This window comes from Aristaeella hokkaidonensis (genome assembly GCF_018128945.1).
GTDB classification, from domain to species: Bacteria; Bacillota; Clostridia; order Christensenellales; family Aristaeellaceae; genus Aristaeella; species Aristaeella hokkaidonensis.
This window is the reverse complement of sequence record NZ_CP068393.1, coordinates 1,293,665-1,315,384: the sequence shown is the minus strand read 5'-3', so window position 1 is coordinate 1,315,384 and position 21,720 is coordinate 1,293,665. Positions and strand designations below refer to the sequence as shown.

The window sequence follows — 21,720 nt, the reverse complement described above, 5'->3', positions numbered from 1 at the left end:
TAACTGGGATTTAGGATTTAGAACTCCGCCGATAAGGAGGATGATCTTATGGCAGTGAAGACTGATAAAAAGACGGGTGCCACCCTTCCGCAGAATATGGAAGACCTGACGCCCTCTTCCAACATCACCTACAATAACGAGGTGGTGGCTATCATCGCTGGCCTGGCGGCCAACGAGGTGGAAGGCATCGCGGGCATGTGCACCGTCAGCGGCAGCATCATGAGCAAGAACCGCAATGTCACCAAGGGCGTAAAGGTTGAAGTCGGCACCGAAGAGGTGGCCGTGGACCTCTACGTCATCGTGGAATACGGCATTCCGATCCAGCGGGCCGCTGCCGACGCGCAGGAAAACGTGCGCAAGGCGATTGAGTCCATGACCGGCCTGCATGTGGTCCGTGTGGACGTGCATGTGCAGAGCGTCAGCTTCGAGCAGGACAAGAAGGCCCTGCAGGCAGGCGCCCAGCAGGCTGTATTGGCTGCCGGTGAGGTGGAAGAACCCGTCCGCCTGCCGGAGAAGGAGAAGGAAGAGAAGCCCGCTCCCGAACCCGTGCCAGAAGCGCCCGCTGCCAAGGAGCCGGTGAAGAAGCCTGCTCCCAAGGTGAACAAGCCTAAAGCCAAGGCTGAAAAGAAACCCGAAGCGGAAGCCGCGGATAAACCCGCCGACAAGCCCGCCGCGGAAGACTGACATTGTCTGACAGGGGAGGAATTCCTCTGTCTTTTTTCCCTGAAAAGGCCGGTGTTTTTATGCCGGGAAGCAGGGGACAAAAGGAGGTATGACGCGTGAAGATCCGTATTCTGGACAGAATCCTGGTCGCGGTCGCGGGTCTGCTGGTTCTGGCGGGCTGCGCCGCACTGGCCGCACAGCTGTTTTTCAATAAGAACGTAGTTGCCTGGGCCGGCCGCCTGCTGGCGGATGAAAGTCTCAGGATCTGGCTGATCGTTGCCCTGGCACTGCTGCTGGTTCTTGGTGTTTACTGCGTGCTGATCCTGTTCCGTCACAGGAGCAGGCACGACAAGTTCGTCATGCAGAAGACCGAGAACGGTGAACTGTCCATTTCCCTGAAAGCCATGGAGAGCATGGTGCAGAAGTGCCTGGATCCCCATAAGGAGCTGAACGTACAGTCTGTCCGGCTGGAAAACCAGAAGGGCGGACTGCTGATTCGCATCCGCGGCACGGTGGCCGGCGGCGTGAGCATTCCGCTGACCGTGGACGCCCTGCAGCAGCAGATCAAGCAGTATGTGACTGCCTGCAGCGGTGTGGAAGTAAAGGATATCCGCGTACAGATTGAGTCTTCCGGTCCGGAAGCGACCGAATCCCTGTACGCCATCGAAGCGCCGACGGCCCGGGCTCTGCCCTCCAGCGGCGTAAAGGAAGAAAAGCCCGTGGAGCACGCTGAGGAAAAGACAGAGGAAATCACCGACGAGGAGCTGGAAACCATCGCGGCGGAGATTCCGAAGCCCGAACCGGCCGAAGCGGAAAATGAGGAAGAAACAGAAGAACCCACGGTGGTGGTTCCCGAGGCTGCGGTCGTTGCGGCGGAGCAGCTGAAGAAGGAAGCCCCCGAGGAGGAAGACGACCGGCCCATGCATCAGCGGCTGTTCTCCAGCTATGAGGAGCCCTGCGTGATGCCGATGCCGCCGGAAAAGGAAGAGATTACCGAAGCCGCCGCTGAAGAAGCGGAAAAGGCTGTGGAAGAAAAGGCCGAAGCGGCCGAAGAGAAGGCTGAGGAAAAGCCTGAAGAAGAAACAAAGGAAGGAAGCGAAGACAAATGAACCTGAAGAAAGGTACGCCCCTGTGCGGGCTGATACTGGGTGCAATCCTGGTTGGCATCGGAGCCCTGATGATGCTGATCGGTTTCTGGAAGACCCTGCTGCTGTGCGTGCTGTTCGGAGTGGGATATTTCCTGGGCACAGTGGAAAACAAGCGCGAGTTCATGAAGACGACTGCCAACAAGCTGATCCCCGACAAGGAAGTCAAGGTGATCGACCTGAAGACCGAACTGAAGCGGGAACAGGCTGTGATTGAACAGGCTGTGGAAGCGGAACCCAAGCCGGAGAAGAAGACCGTAAAGAAGACTGCTGAGAAGAAAACCGATAAGGAGTAATACAGATGTCCCGAACGACTGCGCGTGTCGCTGCCATGCAGATGATCTTTGAGAAGATCTCCGGAGGCCAGGGCGGCGAGGATACGCTGAAGATGGTCTATGACGAGCTGCGGGAGGACGGTCTCCCCGGCGTGGAGCATATCGGCCGGAAAGAGCCGGATGGCGAGGACCGGGATTATATCACCGCCGCGCTGGAAGGCGTCTTGGCCCACAGGGAAGAGATCGATGAGCTGATCGAGCAGAACACCGCGAAGGGCTGGAGCATTGACCGGATTTCGCTGGTGAACCTGACGATCATGCGGCTGGCGGTCTGGGAGATCCTCTATGCGGAGGATGTGCCCGGCAATGTTTCCATCTCTGAAGCGCTGGAGCTGACGGAACGCTTCTCCGATCCGGAGGATAAGGCGTTTGTGAACGGCATTCTCGGCACGATCCTGCGGGAGCACGAGGCGCAGGCGTGAGCAAAGACGGAACGCCGGTAGTCATCGGCTTCGATACCAGCAATTACAGAACCTCGGTGGCGGCGGTCACGCTGGATGGAGAAATCCTGGTCAATCACCGGGAGCTGCTGCCCGTGTCAAACGGGGAGCGGGGACTTCGCCAGAGCGACGCCGTTTTTGCGCATATCCGGCAGCTGCGGGACAGCGAGCCTGCCCTGCGGGAAGCCATGAAGGGCCGGACGATTGCAGCCGTCGCGGCGAGCACCAAGCCCCGGGACGGAGAGGATTCCTATATGCCTGTGTTCCAGGTGGGATTCACGGTGGGAAGCATGCTGGCGGCTTCGCTGGACGTGCCGTTCTTCGAAACGACGCACCAACGGGGGCATCTGGCGGCTGCGCTCAACGGAACCGCCCTGGAGAATGAGGACCGCCTGCTGGCGGTTCATTTATCGGGTGGGACTACTGACCTGCTGGTGATGGACACTGAGCACGTGACGCAGATCGGCGGCAGCGCGGATCTGCATGCGGGACAGCTGGTGGACCGGGCCGGAGTGGCCATGGGGCTGCCGTTTCCCTCCGGGGAGGAGCTGGAGAAGCTGGCAGTGCAGGGAAAGAGCGAAGGACTGCTGGGATGCAGCCTGGCGAACGGAGACGTGACCTGCCACCTGAGCGGCGCCGAGACGAAGGTGCAGCAGTGGATTGCGACCGGGAAGATGCCCCGGGAGGATATCGCCCGGGAGATCTACGACCTGCTGGCAAGAACGCTGGTGCGGATGCTGAAGGCCGGGAGTGAAAAGACCGGGCTGAAGAAGGCACTGGTGACTGGTGGTGTTGCCGCGTCGGCACTGCTGAGGGAAATGATGGAAGACCGTCGCAGAAAGACACGAGGCGTGCCGGAAATCATATTTGGCCGCCCCGAGATGTCCGGAGACAATGCGGTGGGAGTTGCATTGATCGGTGCGGCCAAATATAAAATTCACAATTCATAATTCATAATTCACAATTATGGATTGTGGAACCGGCTAAGAAGAACGAGATTTCTCCACGCGGCCTGCGGCCTTGGTCGAAATGACAGTTATACGTTACGTATTATTGTTACAGTCCGGAATCGCAGCCGATTTATCAAGGGATATCCGCAACCTCAATGGTCGTGACTCCACACTGTGGAGCTCACTCCCTTTCGGTTGGTTGCCCAGGGCTGCCGCCCGTTCTCCGCTGAGAAAGAGCCACTGGCTCTTTCTCCAGGCGCTACGAACCCCACCTCTGACGGAATTTCAGCCACTGGCTGCCCTCAGAGGTTCGCCCTCTCTGCTCGGAATGACAGCCTGATCGATCCGGATTACAAGGTTAAACCATTCACAATTATGAATTGTGAATTATGAATTATGAATTAAAAGAAACGCGGGAGGAAATATAATGTCAGCTCAAGTACTTAGTGGAAAAACCATGTCAGAAAGCCTCAGGCTGGAGATTGCCTCCCGCGTGACCGCGCTCAAGGAGCGCGGCCTCACTCCCGGTCTTGCGGTCATCCTCGTCGGCAACGATCCTGCCAGTGAGATCTATGTGCGGAACAAGGGAAACGGATGCACGGAAGTCGGGATGTATTCCCGGACCATCAATATGCCGGCGGAGACCACCCAGGAAGAGTTGGAAGCTGCTATTGAAGAGCTGAACGCGGACAGCGCGATCCACGGCATCCTGGTGCAGCTGCCCCTGCCCAAGCACCTGGACGAACAGGCGGCCCTGGCAAAGATCCTGCCGGAGAAGGACGTGGACGGTTTCCACCTGATCAACGCCGGACACATGCTGACCGGTACGGAAGGCGTCGTGGCCTGCACACCCCGGGGCGCGCTGCATATGATCAAATCCACCGGCGTGAACCTGAGCGGCAAGGAAGCCGTGGTTATCGGCCGGAGCAACATCGTGGGCAAGCCCATGGCCATGCTCCTGCTGAAGGAGAACTGCACGGTGGCCATGTGCCACAGCCGGACTCAGAACCTGGCGGAGCATACCCGCCGGGCGGATATCCTGGTGGCGGCCGTCGGCAAGGCCGGCTTTGTAACGGCGGATATGGTGAAACCCGGTGCCATCGTCATTGACGTGGGCATCAACCGGGTGGACGGCAAGGTAAAAGGCGACGTGGACTATGACGCGGTGAAGGAGGTTGCCGGCTGGATTACGCCGGTGCCGGGCGGCGTCGGCAAGATGACGATTACGATGCTGCTGATGAATACCGTGGAAGCCGCGGAAAGGATGCTTAAGTGACGAATGAAGCAGGCCTGAGCGTATCGGAGCTGAACCTGATTATCTCTGAAGCAGTCCGGAGGGATCCGCGGACGCGGAGTGTCCTGGTCCGGGGAGAGGTCAGCGGGTTCAGGAATCAGATCGCCAGCGGCCATTGGTACTTCAGCCTGAAGGACGCCCAGGCGTCCATCGGCTGCGCCATGTTCCGGAATGCCAACCTGCGGGCGCAGATCCGCCCGAAGGACGGGGATCAGGTGCTGGCTGAGGGGTATGTGGATTTCTACGCGCCCCAGGGCAAGATGCAGCTGATCGTGACGGGGCTGCGGCCTGCCGGACTGGGCGATATGTACGTGAAGCTGGAGGAGCTGAAGCAGAAGCTGGCGGCCGAAGGCCTCTTTGATCCGGGAAGGAAGCGGCAGCTGCCGATGAAGCCCCGGAAGGTGGCGGTGGTCACCTCCCAGAGCGGCGCGGCGCTGCATGATATCCTGAACGTTTCGGCGCTGCGGTGCCCGGCCATCCCGATCGTGCTGATTCCCGTGACCGTACAGGGTACAGGGGCGGGCAAGGAGATCGCGGAAGGCATCCGGAAAGCCAATGAGACGGATGCGGACGTGATCATCGTGGCCCGGGGCGGCGGATCCGCTGAGGACCTGTGGTGCTTCAATGATGAAATCGTGGCCCGGGCGGTGGCCGCAAGCGAAAAGCCTGTGGTTTCCGGTGTGGGGCATGAGATCGATACCAGCCTGTGTGACCTGGCGGCGGACGTGAGGGCTTCAACCCCAAGCAACGCTGCCGAGATCGTCTTCCCGGACAGCCGGGAGCTGCAGGGCAGGGTGAACCTGATGCGGTCGGCGCTGACCCGGGCGGAAACGACGGAGATTCGTAAGGCGGAATTGAAGCTCACCGGCCTCCGGCAGCGGCTGTCGGCCCTGTCGCCGGAAAAACGGATTGCCCTGCTGGAAAGCCGGCGGGAGCTGCTGAAGCTTCAGCTGTGCGGCGCTATCGGCACCCGGCTGGAGAATGCCGCAAAGGGAACCGCGGACGCGCGGAACGCCCTGAAGCTGGCGGTGTCCGGACGGATGAAGGACGCGGAACATACCGCGGCAAGGCTACGGGAGAGGCTGACGGCGGTAAGCCCGCTGGCGGTGCTGAACCGGGGATATGCCCTGGTATATGACCAGGAAGAGAAGATACTGACCCGGGCTGAGGAAGCGAAGACCCGGAAAGAGATGACCCTGCAGTTTGCGGACGGCAGGGTGGCCGTGACCGGAAAGGGAACAGTATGAGCGAAGAAAAGAAGAGCTTCGAGGAAAAGCTGCAGGACGTGCAGGAAATCATCAGCCGGATCGAGGAGGGCAAGCTGCCCCTGGAGGATTCGGTAAAGCAGTTCGAGGAGGGCATGAAAACCCTTTCCGCGCTGGATGAGGAGCTGAAGGACATGAACCGCAGGCTCACTGTGCTGCAGGACGGCGGGGAGCAGCCATTGAACGCTCCGGGAGAAGAAGCATGAAGATGTATGCGGAGTACCAGGCCCTGGTGGAGCATTCCCTGGCGCCGATGCTGGAATCCCTCGGGTATATTCCGGAACGGCTGCTGGAGGCCATGCGCTACAGCCTGGAGGCCGGCGGAAAGCGGCTGCGGCCGGTGATGCTGCTGGCGGCCTGTGAGATGGCCGGCGGGGATGCCGAGCTGGCGCTGCCCTTTGCCTGCGCCATCGAGATGATCCACACCTACAGCCTGATCCATGACGACCTGCCGGCGATGGACAATGATGACCTGCGCCGGGGCAAGCCCACGAACCATAAGGTGTTCGGCGAGGATCTGGCGATCCTGGCCGGGGACGGGCTGCTGAATGCCGCGGCGGAGCTGATGGCCCGCACGGCGGTGGAAATGGCGGATACCCGGGGCATCCGGGCACTGGAGATCATCATGCGCCATGCAGGCGTGACAGGAATGATTGCCGGGCAGACCAGGGACGTGCTTTCTGAGGGCGAAAAGCCCCGGGAAGACCTGGTGTCCTATATCCACGCCCACAAGACGGCGGATCTGCTGGAGGCCCCCATGGAGGCCGGCCTGGCGCTGGCCGGGGCGGATGAGCACCAGATCAAGGCGGCCCATGATTACGGCCTGCACCTGGGTCTGGCTTTCCAGATGACGGACGATCTGCTGGACGTGATCGGAGACGCGGCCCTGCTGGGCAAGAACACCGGTATGGACGCGGCACTGGACAAGATGACCTGGGTCGCCCTAAAGGGCGTGGAAGGCACGGAAAAGGACGCCGCGGAGCAGGTAGGGCTGGCCATTGCGGAGCTGGATAAGCTGCCTTATGACACGGCATTCTTCAGGGATCTTGCTCAGAGCATGACGTCCCGGAAGAATTGACGAATTCATAATTCACAATTCATAATTCATAATTCATAATTATGGAGTGTGAACTTGATGAATTTTGATTAAGGGTATTTGGAGCATGGAAAGGGTTTCCTGAATATGCCCCTGATGGAATGGTAAACCATATATAATTATGAATTCTGAATTCTGAATTCTGAATTGATTTTCCTCAATTCATGATTCTGTTTTCAGAATCACGAATTGGAGGAAAATCCTATGCCTTTCATGGATCATTTTCTGGAAGAAGTCGTGGTTAAGCACAAGAACGGACTGAACCGGGCCCTGTATTACTTCAGCTGGATCATCATTGTGTTTTCAGCCATTATCGCCAGTATGACGCTGGGCACGCTGTCTACCAACTTCAGCTGGTTCTCCGTCATCCTGATCGTGATTACCGGCGGCGTCGCGGTGTACACTTACTTCTTCCATGATAAGCTGCTGACGGAGTATGAATATACTTTCACCAACGGCGCGCTGGATTTCGCGGAAGTGTACAACAACAAGAAGCGTAAGAGCCTGGGCAGCCTGAACGTGCGGAACGTGGAAGCCTTCGGCAAGGTGTCTTCCTCTACCTTCCAGCGGTATCTGAACATGCCCGGCATCAAGCGGATGAACTGGTTCCTGAACCGGGAAGCGGAGCTGTATTACTTCTACTTCACCAAGGACTCCGACAAGAAGATGATCATCCTGGAGCCCAGCGAAGAGATGGTCAGCTATATCCGTAAGTACCTGCCCAACGGAGCGTATCGGGAGTAAGCAATGAAGGCGTATCTGGACAACAGCGCTACGACCAAGCCGTCCGCGGCTGTCGCGGCGGTGGTCAGCGAAATGCTGGAAAGCGGATGGTATAATCCATCCGCTTTATATAAGCCTGCCCTGGAGATCCAGAAGAAGATTGACGGGGTGCGGGAAATCTGCCTGAAGGCAGCGGGTGCTGCCGGGCAGACGATTATCTTTACCTCCGGCGGTACCGAGGCGGACAACCTGGCGCTGCTGGGGCACCTGAAGAGCCGGCGGAAGCCGGGCAGGGTGCTGATTTCCTCTGTGGAGCATCCGGCGGTATCGGCCTGTACCGATGAGATCCGGAAGATGGGTCACACGGTGGAGGAGATTCCGGCGGGGAAAACCGGGTCGGTGGACCTGGAAAAGCTGGAGGAGATGCTGGATGAGGACGTCCTGATGATCTCCGTTATGCAGGTGAACAATGAGACCGGCGCAATAGAGCCGCTACAGGAGATTGTGAAGCTGCGGAACGCGAAGGCGCCTGGTGCGGCCATCCATGTGGACGGCGTCCAGGGGTTCCTGCGAGTGCCGCTGGATTTCAATAAGCTGGGCATCCAGTCCTATGCCTTCAGCGGGCATAAGATCCATGGTTTGAAGGGAACCGGCGCACTGATTGTGCGGAAGGATCATCCGATCCGTCCGGTGCAGTTCGGCGGCGGACAGGAGGGGAACCTCCGGTCCGGCACGGAGAACACCTTCGGGATTATCGCCCTGGGTGAGGCGGTCAGGACCTGGGATCAGGAAGCGAACGCCAGGATGCGGGCATTGAAGAACAGCCTGCGGACCCAGCTGATGGAGAAGATTCCGGAAGCGAAGGTGAACGGGCCGGAAGAGAGCCCGGAGACCTGCGCACCTCATATCCTGAACGTTGCCCTGATGCCGGTGCGGAGCCAGACCATGCTCTTCGCGCTGGAAGGCGACGGAGTGTATGTATCCGCGGGCAGCGCCTGCGCCAGCCGGAAACAGAAGATTTCGCCGGTGCTGAAGGCCATGGGCGTCAGCACGGAGCAGGCGGACTGCTCCCTGCGTTTCAGCCTCTGCGCGGATACCACGCAGGAAGAGATTGATTACGCTGTTGAGTGTGCGGTGAAGCATTATAATATGCTGAAGAAGTTTGTGAGAAGGTAAGGAAAAGGGGTTAAACAATGCAGAACTTATTACTTGTTCGCTACGGCGAAATCTTTCTCAAAGGCCTGAATCGCCCTTACTTTATCCGGGCCCTGGTCCGTAAGGTCCGTTACGCGGTTCGCGGCATGGGCGCTGAAGTATGGGTGCATGACGGGCGGATCTTCGTCCGGGGCTTCAACGACCTGGAGGAGTGCATCAGCCGGGTCACGAAGGTCTTCGGCGTGCACAGTGTGTGTCCCGCCGTGGAGATGCCCAAGGAGGACTTTGAGGCCATCTGCGCCCAGGCGGTGGAAATGGCAAAAGACCTGAAGGGTACCTTCAAGGTCAATGCCCGCCGCGCGGACAAGCGCTATCCCATGAACTCCATGGCGATCAATGAGGAGGTTGGTTACCGGATCCTGCAGGCCAATCCTGACCTGAAGGTGGACGTGCACAATCCGGAGCACCTGGTGAACATCGAAATCCGGGATATGGCCTATCTGTATGTGAAGGTGATTCCCGCCGTCGGCGGCATGCCTGTGGGCACCAACGGCAATGCGACATTGCTCCTGTCCGGCGGTATCGACAGCCCTGTGGCGGGCTGGATGATCGCCAAGCGCGGTGTGCAGATCAACGCGGTGCACTTCCACAGCTATCCTTACACCTCTGACCGGGCGAAGGAAAAGGTTCTGGACCTGGCGCGGAAGCTGTCCTTCAGCTGCTGCGGCATCAAGGTCTATGTGGTGCCCTTCACCGAGATCCAGATGGCCATCCACGAGAAGTGCCCGGAAGAATACACAACCCTGATCATGCGCCGGTATATGATGCGGATTGCCGAGCGGATCGCGAAGGATACCGAGAGCGAAGCCCTTATTACCGGTGAGAGCATCGGCCAGGTGGCCAGCCAGACCATGACGGCCCTGGGCACCACCAACGCCGTGGTGGAGATGCCCGTGTTCCGGCCGTTGATCGGCTTTGATAAGAGTGAGATCATCGATGTGGCGCGTAAGATCGGCACCCTGGAGATCTCTGAGCTGCCCTATGAGGACTGCTGCACGGTGTTCACACCCCGGCATCCTGCTACCCACCCGAAGATGGACAAAATCCTGGAGGGCGAGGCAAGGCTGGACAGCGAGGAACTGATTCAGCGGGCACTGGACGGCGTCGAGATGATCCGCGTCTGAAAAGTGGACACTGGGGACAGTCCCCAGTGTCCACTTTTTCTTTTTTTGGACACCGGGGACTGTCCCCAGTGTCCAAAATTGGCTTGAAGCGTTTTTTGACTAAAAATCGTTCAAAAACCCCTCTTTTTTGCTTGTAAAGCGTCAGTTTCTGTGTTAAAATCTTCTTTGGGACACAATTCACCCTTGCGGGCAAAAATCGTCCCGCCAGTCAGAAGGAGGCGAGCAGATGGACTCAGGATTCATTACCCTGATGCGCAAACTTGCTCCCGATCTGATTGACGAGATTACACGGCGGGCACTGATCCTAGAGCGGATCGCAGCCCTGCAGCCGGTCGGTCGGCGTCAGCTGGCTGCCAAGCTGAATCTTCCGGAACGGGAAATCCGCAATACCGCGGCCATCCTGAAGGACCTCGGATATGTAGACCTGGACGCTTCCGGCATGTCGCTTTCCGGCAAGGCGGAAGAGGTGCTGGAAACCTCCCGTGCTTTCTCCAAGGCCATGAGCGGTCTCACGGAGACGGAGAAGAAGCTCTGCGAGCTGCTGCCTGTGGATCGGGTGCTGATTGCCCCCGGCAACGCGGACGAGGATGAGCAGGTGCTGTCCGATGTTGGACGGATCTGCGCGGCAAGACTGCGGAGCATCCTGGTAAACGGCAACACGCTGGCGGTGACCGGCGGACGGACAATCGCCGCGGTGGCCCGGAGCATCCAGAGCCCCACGCCGCTGAACGTCATGGTGGTGCCTGCCCGGGGCGGCCTCGGCCGGACCGTTGAAATCCAGGCCAACACCCTGGCGGAAGAGATTGCGGGCAAGCTGGGCGGCCATTACCGGCTGATCCACCTGCCGGATACGCTGGATGCGGCGGCTCTGCAGGAAATGCTGAAGCTGCCTGAGGTCAGCGAGGCCATGGAACTGCTGGAGCGGGCGGACGTGATCCTTCACGGCATCGGCACGGCTTCCGGGATGATGAAACAGCGCAGGCTGCCCCATGAGGTGCAGAGCAGCCTGATTCACCAGGGCGCAAAGGGCGAGAGCTTCGGTGCTTACTATGACCTGAACGGCAAGTGCCTGATGGAGTCCACGAACGTGGGTGTTGACCTGGCGAAGCTGAAACCCACCTGCCGGATGATCGCTGCGGCGGCGGGCGCTTCCAAGGCAGAAGCGATTATTTCGATCCTGCGGCATACAAGGCACTACCTGCTGGTGACGGATCAGGGTGCTGCTGAAAGAATGCTTAGCATTCTGACGAATTCATAATTCATAATTCACAATTCATAATTGTAGGTTATGAAGGATTGGAAGAAGTCGGGAAAGTATCGACAGCACCTTCGGCGTAGTAAGGGATTGCTCGACTCCGTTCGGTTTCCCGGAATGACATCTTTTTGATCGATAGGATTGAGGGAGAGGTTCACAAAACATAATTGTGAATTATGAATTATGAATTATGAATTGTGAATTCCAAAATTTGATTGTTAAGCCTTCAGGCTTTACAATATAACCAAGTATCCAATAAGAAAAGGAGAGATAAAATCATGGCAAAGAAGACGGTTGATGACATTCAGGTAAAAGGCAAGCGGGTACTGGTCCGCTGCGATTTCAACGTCCCCATGAAGGACGGCAAGATCACGAACGACAAGCGCATTGTTGCGGCTCTGCCCACGATCAAAAAGCTGATCGCTGACGGCGGCAAGGTGATCCTGTGCTCCCACCTGGGCAAGCCGAAGAACGGTCCGGAAGAAAAGTTCTCCCTGGCTCCTGTGGCTGTCCGCCTGAGCGAGCTGCTGGGTCAGAACGTCGTTTTCGCCAATGACGACAACGTGGTCGGCGAGAACGCCAAGGCTGCTGTTGCCGCCATGAAGGACGGCGACGTGGTGCTGCTGCAGAACACCCGCTTCCGTGCGGAAGAAACCAAGAACGGCGAAGCCTTCAGCAAGGATCTGGCGACCCTGGCTGACGCTTACGTGGATGACGCTTTCGGCTCCTGCCACCGCGCTCACTGCTCCACCGCCGGTGTCACCGCTTACACCAGCCCCAACGTGGCCGGCTATCTGATCGGCAAGGAACTGTCCATCATGGGCAAGGCCCTGGAGAATGCTGATCGTCCCTTCGTTGCTGTCCTGGGTGGCGCGAAGATCGAAGACAAGCTGAACGTGATCAACAACCTGCTGGAAAAGGTTGACACCCTGATCATCGGCGGCGGTATGGCTTTCACCTTCCTGAAGGCGAAGGGCTACGAAGTTGGTAAGTCCCTGCTGGACGAGAGCAAGATCGACTACTGCAAGGACATGATGGCCAAGGCTGCCGAAAAGGGCGTGAAGCTGCTTCTGCCCATCGACACCGTGTGCGCTGCCGGCTTCCCGGATCCGATCGACGGACCTGTGGATGTGTGCGTGGTTGACTCCGACAAGATCCCCGCTGACGTGGAAGGCCTGGACATCGGACCCAAGACCCGCGAGCTGTTCGCTGAGGCCGTGAAGACCGCCAAGACCGTGGTCTGGAACGGACCTATGGGCGTGTTCGAGAATCCCACTCTGGCTCAGGGCACCCTGGCTGTCGCTCAGGCGATGGCTGATTCTGACGCTGTGACCATCATCGGCGGCGGCGACAGCGCTGCGGCTGTTGAACAGATGGGCCTGGGCGCCAAGATGACCCACATCTCCACCGGCGGCGGTGCCTCCCTCGAGTTCCTCGAAGGCAAGACCCTGCCCGGCGTTGCCTGCCTGGACGAGAAATAAGAGTTTAACGTCGCCTGCGGGCGGGGAGATCCTTCGACTCCGCTTCGCTCCGTTCAGGATGACAAAGTAAACGCAATGGATTTTTCATAGCGTATAGATGTCATTCTGAGCAAGCGAACATAGTGAGCGCGTCGAAGAATCTCCTCCCGGGGACACGTTGCTACTTGCTTAATTGAATCGATAAGGAGACGAAAACAATGCGTAAACCGATTATTGCCGGTAACTGGAAGATGAACAAGACGCCCGAAGAGGCGAAGGCTCTGGTAACCGAGCTGAAGCCCCTGGTGAAGGACGCCAACTGTGATGTCGTGGTGTGCGTTCCCGCGGTGAACTTTGCCGCTGTGAAGGAAGCCGCCAAGGGCAGCAAGATCAAGCTGGGTGCTGAGAATGTGCACTGGGCAAAGAGCGGTGCCTTCACCGGCGAACTGTCCGCTGATATGCTCAAGGCCTGCGGCGTGGAATACGTCATCATCGGCCACTCTGAGCGCCGCCAGTACTTCGGCGAAACCGACAAGACCGTGAACCAGCGCGTGCTGGCCGCTGTCGAAGCCGGCCTGAAGGTCATTATGTGCGTGGGCGAAAACAAGGAAGAGCGCGAAGCCGGCTACACCGACGCGCTGGTTGAATACCAGACCCTGATCGGCCTGAACGGCCTGACCAAGGAACAGGTTGCCAAGATCATCATCGCTTACGAGCCCGTTTGGGCCATCGGCACCGGCCTGACCGCCACCGATGAGCAGGCAAACGAGACCATCGGCGTCATCCGTGCCGCCGTGGCCCGCAAGTATGGCAAGGGCACTGCCAACAAGGTCCGTATCCAGTACGGCGGATCCATGAACCCCAAGAACGTGAAGGGTCTCATGGCTCAGCCCGAAATCGACGGCGGCCTGATCGGCGGCGCCAGCCTGAAGGCTCCTGACTTCAGCCAGGTTGTCAACTACGACAAATAATCCTCAGGATATGAAAAGGTCCGGGAACGAAAGTTCCCGGACTTTTTTGTTGGGGTGGGTAGACGATACCGGCGGAACCGTCCCCTCGGTATCGTCGCGATCGCAGAATCACTCTATGCCCTTGATCATGGTCAGTATGTTCTGCTTGTCCGTATACTCATATTCCATCTTGTCCATGCTCTTCTTCACCATATAGATCCCCAGCCCGCCGATGGCCCTTTCCTCCGCGGAAAGCGTAACGTCAGGATCAGCCTTCGCCAGGGGATTATAGGGCACCCCGCTGTCGATGAAGGTGATCACCACGGTGCGGGGATTTTCCTGCAGGTCCATCCGGATGGTGACGGAGCCGGTATCCGGGGCATAGGCATAGCTGGCGACGTTGACAAAGATCTCTTCCACGGCCACGTCGATCTGCATCAGGATCTTCATGGGGCAGCGCATGGACTTGAGATTCTCGTCCACAAAATCCAGCACCTGCTGGAGATTCGCCACTTTGGCTTCAAGGGTCAGCTCTTTCACGCTCATTCTCCGTTCAGTCTGCGGAATATGCAGTGATAGGATTCCAAACGGTCAAATCATCTTTTTTTCATTAAAAATATTATATAGGATATCACTGTATGATTCAAGCAGAAAATAGGTTAAAAAGAGGACAGGGGAGGCAGGCTCCCCTGTCTGTTGGGTTTGTCAGGTTTATGGGAGGCAGGCCCGCAGAACAGCGAGATCTGCTGCAGTGAACACGAAGGAGAACCGTTCGCTTCCCACGATCAAGGTGAAATCACCTTTTTCGTTGATCGGCATTTCCAAACCGTCCGGTCCGATTAGGTACAGAGTGCCATCACTGTAAAGAGTGATCTTGCCTGTAAAAGTGGTGCGGCCCTTCAGGAGGTGGACTGTGAAAGTACCGCCGCGGAAGCAGTTCAGCTGTACGCTTCCGGTGATGTCGGTAGCCGAGAGGAGAGGACGTACTACATGAACGGCAATCTCAGCGGGCTTGTTGATGCCCTCATCAAGCGGCTGCGGTTCGGGCTTGGGTTCGGGCTTCGGTTCCGGCTGCGGTTCCGGCTTGGGTTCAGGCTCGGGTTCCGGCTGCGGTTCCGGCTGCGGTTCCGGCTTGGGTTCAGGTTCGGGTTCCGGCTGCGGTTCGGGCTGCGGTTCGGGTTCGGGTTCGGGTTCGGGCTTGGGTTCCGGCTGCGGTTCAGGCTTGGGTTCGGGCTTGGGTTCAGGATCGGGTTCCGGTTCCGGCTTGGGTTCGGGATCTGGTTTCGGCACGGGCTTGGGTTCGGGATTGGGCTGGGGCTTGGGTTCCGGCTGGGGTTCCGGTTCCGGCTCAACATAATCCTTCAGGATTACGGAGAAGAGCACGCCGCCGCCGCGCGGAACGATCATGAAATAGTTGCCGTAGCTGTCCTGGATCAGCTTGTTATGGGCCTGGTCGCCGTAAACCTCGTCGATCATCAGGCCTGCGGGCACGTCAATCTTCAGCACAATGATGTCGCCTTCATTGGCAACATCGCGGCCCTTGTAATCCCTGGTGCCGTCGGTGTGGATGATGCTCTCCTGGCTGGGGTCAACCCGGATAATGTACTGAATGGCTTTTTCAGCTTCCCGGTCGGCAACAAGCTTCTTGCTGTCCGTGGTTTCGTCATATTCCTCACGCTTGACGTAGTCGCCGTCCCTGTCTGCCGTCATTTCCCATACGGTCAGGGTCAGGTTATCGCCGAGGGCCGTGTCGTCCTTGAGCACAACGCTGGTGCCGCCGGTGGCGACCAGGGAGCCGTCGATGATCAGGTCGGTCTTTTCTTCTCCGCCCGCGGTCAGTTCAACGCCGTTGCCGTCGCTGATCACGTCGCGCCCGATGACAATCTGGGTCGTGCCTTCGTTTGCCACGGTGACGCAGTCGTATACATTGCCTTCTTCGTCGTAATACAGCGCGGTACCGTCTTCCTGTTCCGCTTCATACACTTGAACAACTTTGCCGTCGATGATCTGGTCGCCCAGGGAGATGCCGTTCAGCTTCTCGGGGTTGACTTTTTCCGCGTCGCTGGCGGCAAATTCTTCATGGGCATGCCGGTTGAGGACGATGCCGGTGTCGTTGACGCCGCCTTCGACCACCAGGTCAGTCGCGATGTTGATGTTGATGTCGCCTTCCAGGGCGTCCACGCGGATACCGGTGGCGGTGTGGTCACCTTCTTCATTGGTGTCCAGGGAGGTCACCTTCACGTTGTCGCCGATGTTGATATTGGTTTCATTGAATTTGTTATCGCTCCGGACGCTGATGCCCGTAAGCTCCTTGGATTCGCCTTTGACAATCAGGTCTTCGCCGACGTTCACGTTTGTTACGTCTTTGTTGCCGTAGTCCTTGCGTTCCCGGCCGTAGATTTCCTGGGTTTCCGGTTTGTATTCCTCGCCGGTCGAATAATATTCCTTGTAGTAGTAGTCATCGCCTTCCGGATAGTAGACCCCGATCTTTGATCCGTCTCCATGCGGCAGGGTCCAGGATTCAATGGTGGGGTTATCCGGTTTGTCATCCTTGTGGAGGGGAATCTCTTCCTCCGTGTACAGGTCGGTTTTGTATTCGTAGAGAATGTCGTCGTTGTATTGCTCGTTGTTATCGTTGATTGTGCTCTTGTGATCGAGGATGAACCTCATTTCATCCTCTGTGGGGTTGGGGATCAGCTCGGGATTCATCTCGCTGCGCCCTGCCGGCAGATCATCCACGCTGTCAAACGTGCCGGCTTTAACCCATTCAAGATCGCCGACATTGTTTACATCAATGCCTGTTCCGCCGTTGGAGGTAATGCTTCCCTTGACATCAACGTTGACTTCGGAATTGTTGTTCCTGATCGTCAGGGCGTCTTCCTTGGCTGTAATGTCTTCTTCGATCGTGACGTTGTATTTGCCGTCATGCTGGGAACCAATGCTGACTTCGCCTTCGACATTCGCGGCCTGCACATTGATGTTGGCGCCGTCCAGGTGATCTTCGTTTCTGTTTTCGTTCAGATAAACATGGCCGTAAATGGTTCCGTCCACATCATAATTAGCGGTTCCGCCTTCCTTGACCGTGGCGTTGATGCCGCCTTGTGAGGCATTGGGGTCGCCGACATTGCCGGTAATGTTGGCGTTGGCTTCGCCGCCTGTGAAGTGTGCGTATACCTGCGCTTCGACGTCGCCGTTAATGTTCGCTTCACGCGTACCGCCTTCACCGCGGAAACAGATCTCGGACACATTGCCTTCCTTCAGGTTGAGCTGGGCCAGGCTGCCGTCGTCGTTGGAGGACAGCGTGGCGCGTCTGCCGAGACCCTGTCCCTCGTTGTCAATATTGATGACCGACGTACCGCCGTCCGCTGCGCTGATTTTCACATCGCCGTCGGCCGTGTTGAGCAGTGTAACGGTGGTGCTGCTGCCTTCACCCGTGGAGGAGGCGTTCACAAGTGTATGGTCGATGTAATCGCTGTCTGTGTCCTCGCCGGCAATTACCTGTCCCTTGGCCGTCACCGTGGTCTGGCCGCCGGAACTGGATTCTGCCTTGATGGCTGTGGGATCGCCGGGCGCATTGGAACCGGCCGTTTCAGCGATAGCCATGCCTTCCAGGGTGATGTCGGCCGTGCCTTCATTTTCAGCGAAAACATGAAGGGCGGTGGGCTCGGATTGCGTTACCTGCTCTCCGGCGTAGTTGACGTGAATGTAGATGTTTGTTAAACCTACATTGTTTCTGTGTCCGTTCGCAGCGCCGAGCGTAACGGCAGTTTGCTCCGGGCCCTTTTCTTTACCGTCGTTTTCAATATAGACCCAGCCGACTAACTGGCCGGAGATGTTCCCTGTATCGGCCACATAATTAAGTGGATTTGGATGATTGATCGGGTAATAATCCCTTTCAGGGGCTTCACCGCTGAGGGATTCTTCCTCCTGCCCGGCAGTTTCATTGCTTTCCGGGGCTGCACCGCTGAGGACTTCTTCCTGTTCAGCGGTTTCGGCTTCTTCCGCGAAAACGGGAATACCGATGCTGCCCGTCAGGAGTGACAGGGCAAGAACCGATGCCAGAAAAATCCGATAGAACTTTTTCATAAAATACCTCCAGGGCGTGATATGGTGTTGAAACAATTGTCATTGCTTTCTCCATTCCTTTATACGCAGGAATCTGAATGGATGGCAGCAGACAATTGCAAAAACCGAAAAAAAGAAGCAAAAGCTTTGCAAACGGTATCATTTTTGTCTCAGAAAGCTTTTGCCTTAATAAAAATACCATGATTTACCATCTTCTGGCAAGGGCAAAACTGCAAAAAACAGGAGAAAAATGAAAAATAATTACATTATCCAATCAACAGACTTTTTGCAGATAATTTTTTGTTCGCCTTGAGTTCGCCGGAAGAACTGCCTATACTGATGCCAAAGGGGGTGATAATCATGCCCAGAACAGCAAGAATAAAAAGCGTCAGCGGGTATTACCATGTTATTGCCCGGGGGATCGGGAAACAAGTTCTGTTTGAGGATGATGAGGATCATCTTTTCTTTCTGAAAATGCTGAAGACATATGTGTCAGAAGGAGCGTTCAGTGTTATCGCTTTCTGCCTGATGGAAAACCATGTACATCTCCTGATGAAGGCGGATGAGGGAGTAGATAGGATCATGCAGAAACTCCAGTCAACATATGCCGCCTATTACAATAAAAAGTATGATCGCACAGGACATCTGTATCAGGACAGATACAGGAGTAAGCCGATTGAAAGTGATTTATACCTTTTGACTGCAGTCCGGTATATCCATAACAATCCGGCAAAAGCTGGAATATGTTTGCCTGACAGATATCGCTGGAGCAGCTGGAGATGTTATTCAGGAGTCATTCAAACCTTTATTGATACAGAATATGTGCTTCATCTGCTTGGTGGCAGGGAAGGCTTTCTGAAATATAGTTCAGTAGTTTGTACTGATGAAGAAGATGATGGATATTTCGAGTTTGAGAATGCAAGGAAATCAGATAATACAGCAATGTCTGTCATCCATGACGTATTGCATCTGGAATCCGGCACCCAGATTCAGAAGATGGACAGGACAAACAGGGATAAATGTCTTCGAATCCTGAGAGATCAGGGATTATCCATCAGACAGATCGAGCGCTTGACAGGTATACCCAGATCAATCATCATGCGCGTATGAATGTGACAAGGGGACAGACCAACTGTCACGTCTGTCAGGACGTGACAGTTGGTCTGTCCCTTTGTCACATTGGAGCTCAGCCAGTCGAATAACCGGGGAAAAACGTGACAGTTGGTCTGTCCCTTTGTCACATTGGAGCTCAGCCAGTCGAATAACCGGGGAAAAACGTGACAGTTGGTCTGTCCCTTTGTCACATTGGAGCTCAGCCAGTCGAATAACCGGGGAAAAACGTGACAGTTGGTCTGTCCCTTTGTCACATTGGAGCTCAGCCAGTCGAATAACCGGGGAAAAACGTGACAGTTGGTCTGTCCCTTTGTCACATTGGAGCTCAGCCAGTCGAATAACCGGGGAAAAACGTGACAGTTGGTCTGTCCCCTTGTCACATTGGAGCTCAGCCAGTCGAATAACCGGGGAAAAACGTGACAGTTGGTCTGTCCCTTTGTCACGTTTCCGAAGCCAGTCTCTGCCTTTCCACCAGCTCGGCGAAGATGCCGTTCTTTTCGATCAGCTGGTCGTAGGTGCCGTCCTCGGCGATCTTGCCGCCGTCGATGACGAGGATGCGGTCGCAGTGCTTGATCGTGCTCAGCCGGTGGGCAATCACGATCCTGGTGCACTTCATCTTGTCCAGGGCCTCGGAAACCTTCCTCTGGGTAATGTTGTCCAGGGCGCTGGTCGCTTCGTCAAAGATCAGGATCTTCGGCTTGGGGGCGATGGCCCGGGCGATCATCAGCCGCTGGCGCTGGCCGCCGGAGATGGTGCCGCCGCCGTCCTGCAGCATGGTATGCATGCCCATGGGCATATCCCGGATATCATCGGCGATGCCGGCGATTTCCGCAGCCTCCCAGGCTTCATCCAGCTTCAACGTGGGGTTGGAAATTACAATATTGTCAAAAATCGAACCGCTGAACAGCCGCCCGTCCTGCATCACCGTGCCGATCTGCCGCCGCACGCTCCGCAGGTCCAGCTGGTTCAGGTCCTTCCGGTCATAGTTGATGACGCCTCTTGCCGGCTTCTCAAAGCCCAGGAGCAGCCTGACTAGGGTGCTCTTGCCGCAACCGCTCTTGCCCACGATGGCCACATACTGCCGTGCGGGGATGGACAGGTTAAAGTCCTCAAAAATCGGCTTGCTCTCCGGATCATACCCGAAGGTCACGTGGCTGATTTCGATGTTTCCGCTCAGCCTTGTTACGGTTTCCCGGTGGTCCGAGGTTTCCGGCTTCGCGGAAAGCAGGGGCTTCACCAGGTTGATCACCGGTTTGATGGATGCCGCGCTCAGCGCCATGGCCGCCAGGGAGGAGAAGGCGGTGGAAATATACGCATAGCTCGCGTTGAAGGCGAAGTAGTCCGCCACGGTCACCTTGCTTCTCACGGCGATGAAGTACATGACCCCGGTACCGATGAGCGAAACTGCTGTGGTCATCACGGAGCTCAGCTTAATGATGCTCGGCGGGTTAAAGGTGGTGGTCGCCGTCTCCACATACAGGTCCGACCACTTGGCAAAGGCCCGGTTCTCCGCACCGGAAAGCCGGATCTTCTGGATGCCGTTGATAAACGCGTACACCAGGCCCCGCTCCTTGGCGGTGGTCACCATGGTCTCCTGGTCAATCTTCATCTGCACCCGGGCGCTCAGCAGGCTGATCGCCAGCGTTGCGATGGTGATCACCAAACTGGGCACCACCAGGCTCGGCGCGAAGGCGAAGATCTGCCCCAGGTAGATCAGGGAGAACAGGCCCGTGATCGCCGTGGAGAACAGGCTGTCCACAATCGTGGTGCACAGGCTGTCCATATAGGCGATATACTGGTTCAGTTCACCCACGCTGTAATCCCGGAAGAAGGCTGCCGGCAGGCTCAATATCCGCATCATGGTCGCGGCGGATACGTTCACGTTCAGCTTATACCGGATCCGGGAAAGCAGCATGTTCCGGATAATGGTCAGCAGGATCGTCGTCACCGTGGCAAAGAACAGGAAGCTCACCACAGCCACCAGCAGCCTCGTGCTGCCCGCCGCGATGACTGTACCTGTCAGGATCTGGTTCAGTTTCGGGATCAAAAGGCCCACCAAGGCGATGGCTCCCGCCGCCACCAGGAAGGAAATCCGGTCCCGGGGCGTCAGGCAGGAAAGCATATACCGCAGCAGGTCCTTCAGCTTCAGCTCCCGCATGGGCAGGGGACGGTAAAAGCACAGGGCTTCCTCGGAGATGTTCGCCGCCGTATGCCCGTTGATCTTTACCTTCGCCCCGCTGGCGGGATCCGTATACTCATATCCGCCCATTTCGGAGGGCAGGATGGCCACCACAGTCCCCGTATCCTTCAGGCTCCCGATCATTGGCCCCATGGCGTCGTTCTGCCATCCCCGGGAGAGGATGATCTCCCGGTACAGTATGCCCGTGGAACTCAGCAGGAAGTCCAGCCGGTCCCGGAGCCCCCGGACCGTAGCGGGCACCTCCCGCTCCTTGACGCCCATGTGCTTCAGCAGACCCGACACCGCGTCGTTAACGTCCTCTTCCTCGGAAAGGAAGGTATGGATCTTCCGTCCGGTCACAGACCGGGCGATGTTTTCAAAGGAGTCGCTGAGAAGCTCCCGTTCATGTTTTTTCCTGAACTCTATCTGATCATCAAACCAGCCCATC

At 57.1% G+C, this 21,720-nt stretch carries 20 protein-coding genes; 17 read left to right on the top strand and 3 right to left on the bottom strand.

Annotated features, from left to right (window positions below):
• Positions 1-48: 48 nt before the first annotated feature.
• The 15 genes from JYE49_RS15210 (at position 49) to tpiA (ending at position 13,936) form a co-directional block, all read left to right on the top strand.
• The gene (locus JYE49_RS15210; protein WP_346763142.1) at positions 49-684 is read left to right on the top strand and encodes an Asp23/Gls24 family envelope stress response protein; all 636 of its coding nucleotides are present in this window, start codon (positions 49-51) and stop codon (positions 682-684) included.
• A gap of 95 nt (positions 685-779) precedes the next feature.
• Complete coding sequence (gene amaP / locus JYE49_RS06015; RefSeq protein ID WP_093958555.1) at positions 780-1,772, top strand: alkaline shock response membrane anchor protein AmaP; 993 nt, start codon at positions 780-782, stop codon at positions 1,770-1,772.
• Positions 1,769-2,104 (top strand): DUF2273 domain-containing protein, encoded by a 336-nt coding sequence (locus tag JYE49_RS06010; protein WP_093958554.1) that lies wholly within the window; start codon positions 1,769-1,771, stop codon positions 2,102-2,104. Before amaP ends, JYE49_RS06010 begins: the two co-directional genes overlap by 4 nt.
• 5 nt (positions 2,105-2,109) lie before the next feature.
• Positions 2,110-2,565: a transcription antitermination factor NusB gene (gene nusB / locus JYE49_RS06005; protein ID WP_093958553.1), complete on the top strand. Its 456-nt coding sequence runs from the start codon at positions 2,110-2,112 to the stop codon at positions 2,563-2,565.
• Positions 2,562-3,533 (top strand): tRNA (adenosine(37)-N6)-threonylcarbamoyltransferase complex transferase subunit TsaD, encoded by a 972-nt coding sequence (locus JYE49_RS06000; protein WP_093958552.1) that lies wholly within the window; start codon positions 2,562-2,564, stop codon positions 3,531-3,533. Before nusB ends, JYE49_RS06000 begins: the two co-directional genes overlap by 4 nt.
• A 427-nt stretch (positions 3,534-3,960) precedes the next feature.
• Positions 3,961-4,809, top strand: coding sequence for a bifunctional methylenetetrahydrofolate dehydrogenase/methenyltetrahydrofolate cyclohydrolase FolD (gene folD / locus JYE49_RS05995; protein WP_093958551.1), 849 nt, complete (start codon positions 3,961-3,963; stop codon positions 4,807-4,809).
• On the top strand, positions 4,806-6,074 hold the full coding sequence (xseA, locus tag JYE49_RS05990; RefSeq protein WP_093958550.1) for an exodeoxyribonuclease VII large subunit: 1,269 nt from the start codon (positions 4,806-4,808) through the stop codon (positions 6,072-6,074). Before folD ends, xseA begins: the two co-directional genes overlap by 4 nt.
• Positions 6,071-6,298 (top strand): exodeoxyribonuclease VII small subunit, encoded by a 228-nt coding sequence (gene xseB / locus JYE49_RS05985; RefSeq protein WP_093958549.1) that lies wholly within the window; start codon positions 6,071-6,073, stop codon positions 6,296-6,298. The genes xseA and xseB overlap by 4 nt, the downstream gene beginning before the upstream one ends.
• On the top strand, positions 6,295-7,170 hold the full coding sequence (locus tag JYE49_RS05980) for a polyprenyl synthetase family protein (protein ID WP_093958548.1): 876 nt from the start codon (positions 6,295-6,297) through the stop codon (positions 7,168-7,170). Before xseB ends, JYE49_RS05980 begins: the two co-directional genes overlap by 4 nt.
• Positions 7,171-7,401: 231 nt before the next feature.
• A complete protein-coding gene (locus tag JYE49_RS05975; protein ID WP_143754558.1) occupies positions 7,402-7,932 on the top strand; it encodes a DUF6106 family protein in 531 nt (176 codons plus the stop codon).
• A gap of 3 nt (positions 7,933-7,935) precedes the next feature.
• On the top strand, positions 7,936-9,087 hold the full coding sequence (locus JYE49_RS05970; protein WP_093958546.1) for a cysteine desulfurase family protein: 1,152 nt from the start codon (positions 7,936-7,938) through the stop codon (positions 9,085-9,087).
• Positions 9,088-9,104: 17 nt separating this feature from the next.
• Positions 9,105-10,250: a tRNA uracil 4-sulfurtransferase ThiI gene (gene thiI / locus JYE49_RS05965; RefSeq protein WP_093958545.1), complete on the top strand. Its 1,146-nt coding sequence runs from the start codon at positions 9,105-9,107 to the stop codon at positions 10,248-10,250.
• Between the two features lie 226 nt (positions 10,251-10,476).
• Positions 10,477-11,508: a sugar-binding transcriptional regulator gene (locus JYE49_RS05960; protein WP_093958544.1), complete on the top strand. Its 1,032-nt coding sequence runs from the start codon at positions 10,477-10,479 to the stop codon at positions 11,506-11,508.
• Between the two features lie 275 nt (positions 11,509-11,783).
• Positions 11,784-12,986 (top strand): phosphoglycerate kinase, encoded by a 1,203-nt coding sequence (locus JYE49_RS05955; RefSeq protein ID WP_179217460.1) that lies wholly within the window; start codon positions 11,784-11,786, stop codon positions 12,984-12,986.
• Between the two features lie 197 nt (positions 12,987-13,183).
• A complete protein-coding gene (tpiA, locus tag JYE49_RS05950) occupies positions 13,184-13,936 on the top strand; it encodes a triose-phosphate isomerase (protein WP_093958543.1) in 753 nt (250 codons plus the stop codon).
• A 108-nt stretch (positions 13,937-14,044) separates the two neighbouring features.
• Here the strand turns inward: tpiA and JYE49_RS05945 are convergent, their stop codons facing one another.
• Positions 14,045-14,455: an ATP-binding protein gene (locus tag JYE49_RS05945; protein WP_093958594.1), complete on the bottom strand. Its 411-nt coding sequence runs from the start codon at positions 14,453-14,455 to the stop codon at positions 14,045-14,047.
• Positions 14,456-14,626: 171 nt separating this feature from the next.
• On the bottom strand, positions 14,627-18,001 hold the full coding sequence (locus JYE49_RS05940) for an autotransporter outer membrane beta-barrel domain-containing protein (protein WP_179217459.1): 3,375 nt from the start codon (positions 17,999-18,001) through the stop codon (positions 14,627-14,629).
• Positions 18,002-18,078: 77 nt separating this feature from the next.
• Between JYE49_RS05940 and JYE49_RS05935 the strand changes: the two genes are divergently transcribed.
• Entirely contained in the window at positions 18,079-18,234 is a 156-nt protein-coding gene (locus JYE49_RS05935; RefSeq protein ID WP_179217458.1) for a hypothetical protein, read from the top strand.
• Between the two features lie 106 nt (positions 18,235-18,340).
• Positions 18,341-19,090, top strand: a complete 750-nt coding sequence (locus tag JYE49_RS05930) for a transposase (RefSeq protein WP_179217457.1) — start codon at positions 18,341-18,343, stop codon at positions 19,088-19,090.
• A 442-nt stretch (positions 19,091-19,532) separates the two neighbouring features.
• Here JYE49_RS05930 and JYE49_RS05925 read toward each other — a convergent pair whose 3' ends face one another.
• The gene (locus JYE49_RS05925) at positions 19,533-21,719 is read right to left on the bottom strand and encodes an ATP-binding cassette domain-containing protein (protein WP_093958432.1); all 2,187 of its coding nucleotides are present in this window, start codon (positions 21,717-21,719) and stop codon (positions 19,533-19,535) included.
• Between the last annotated feature and the right edge of the window lies 1 nt (position 21,720).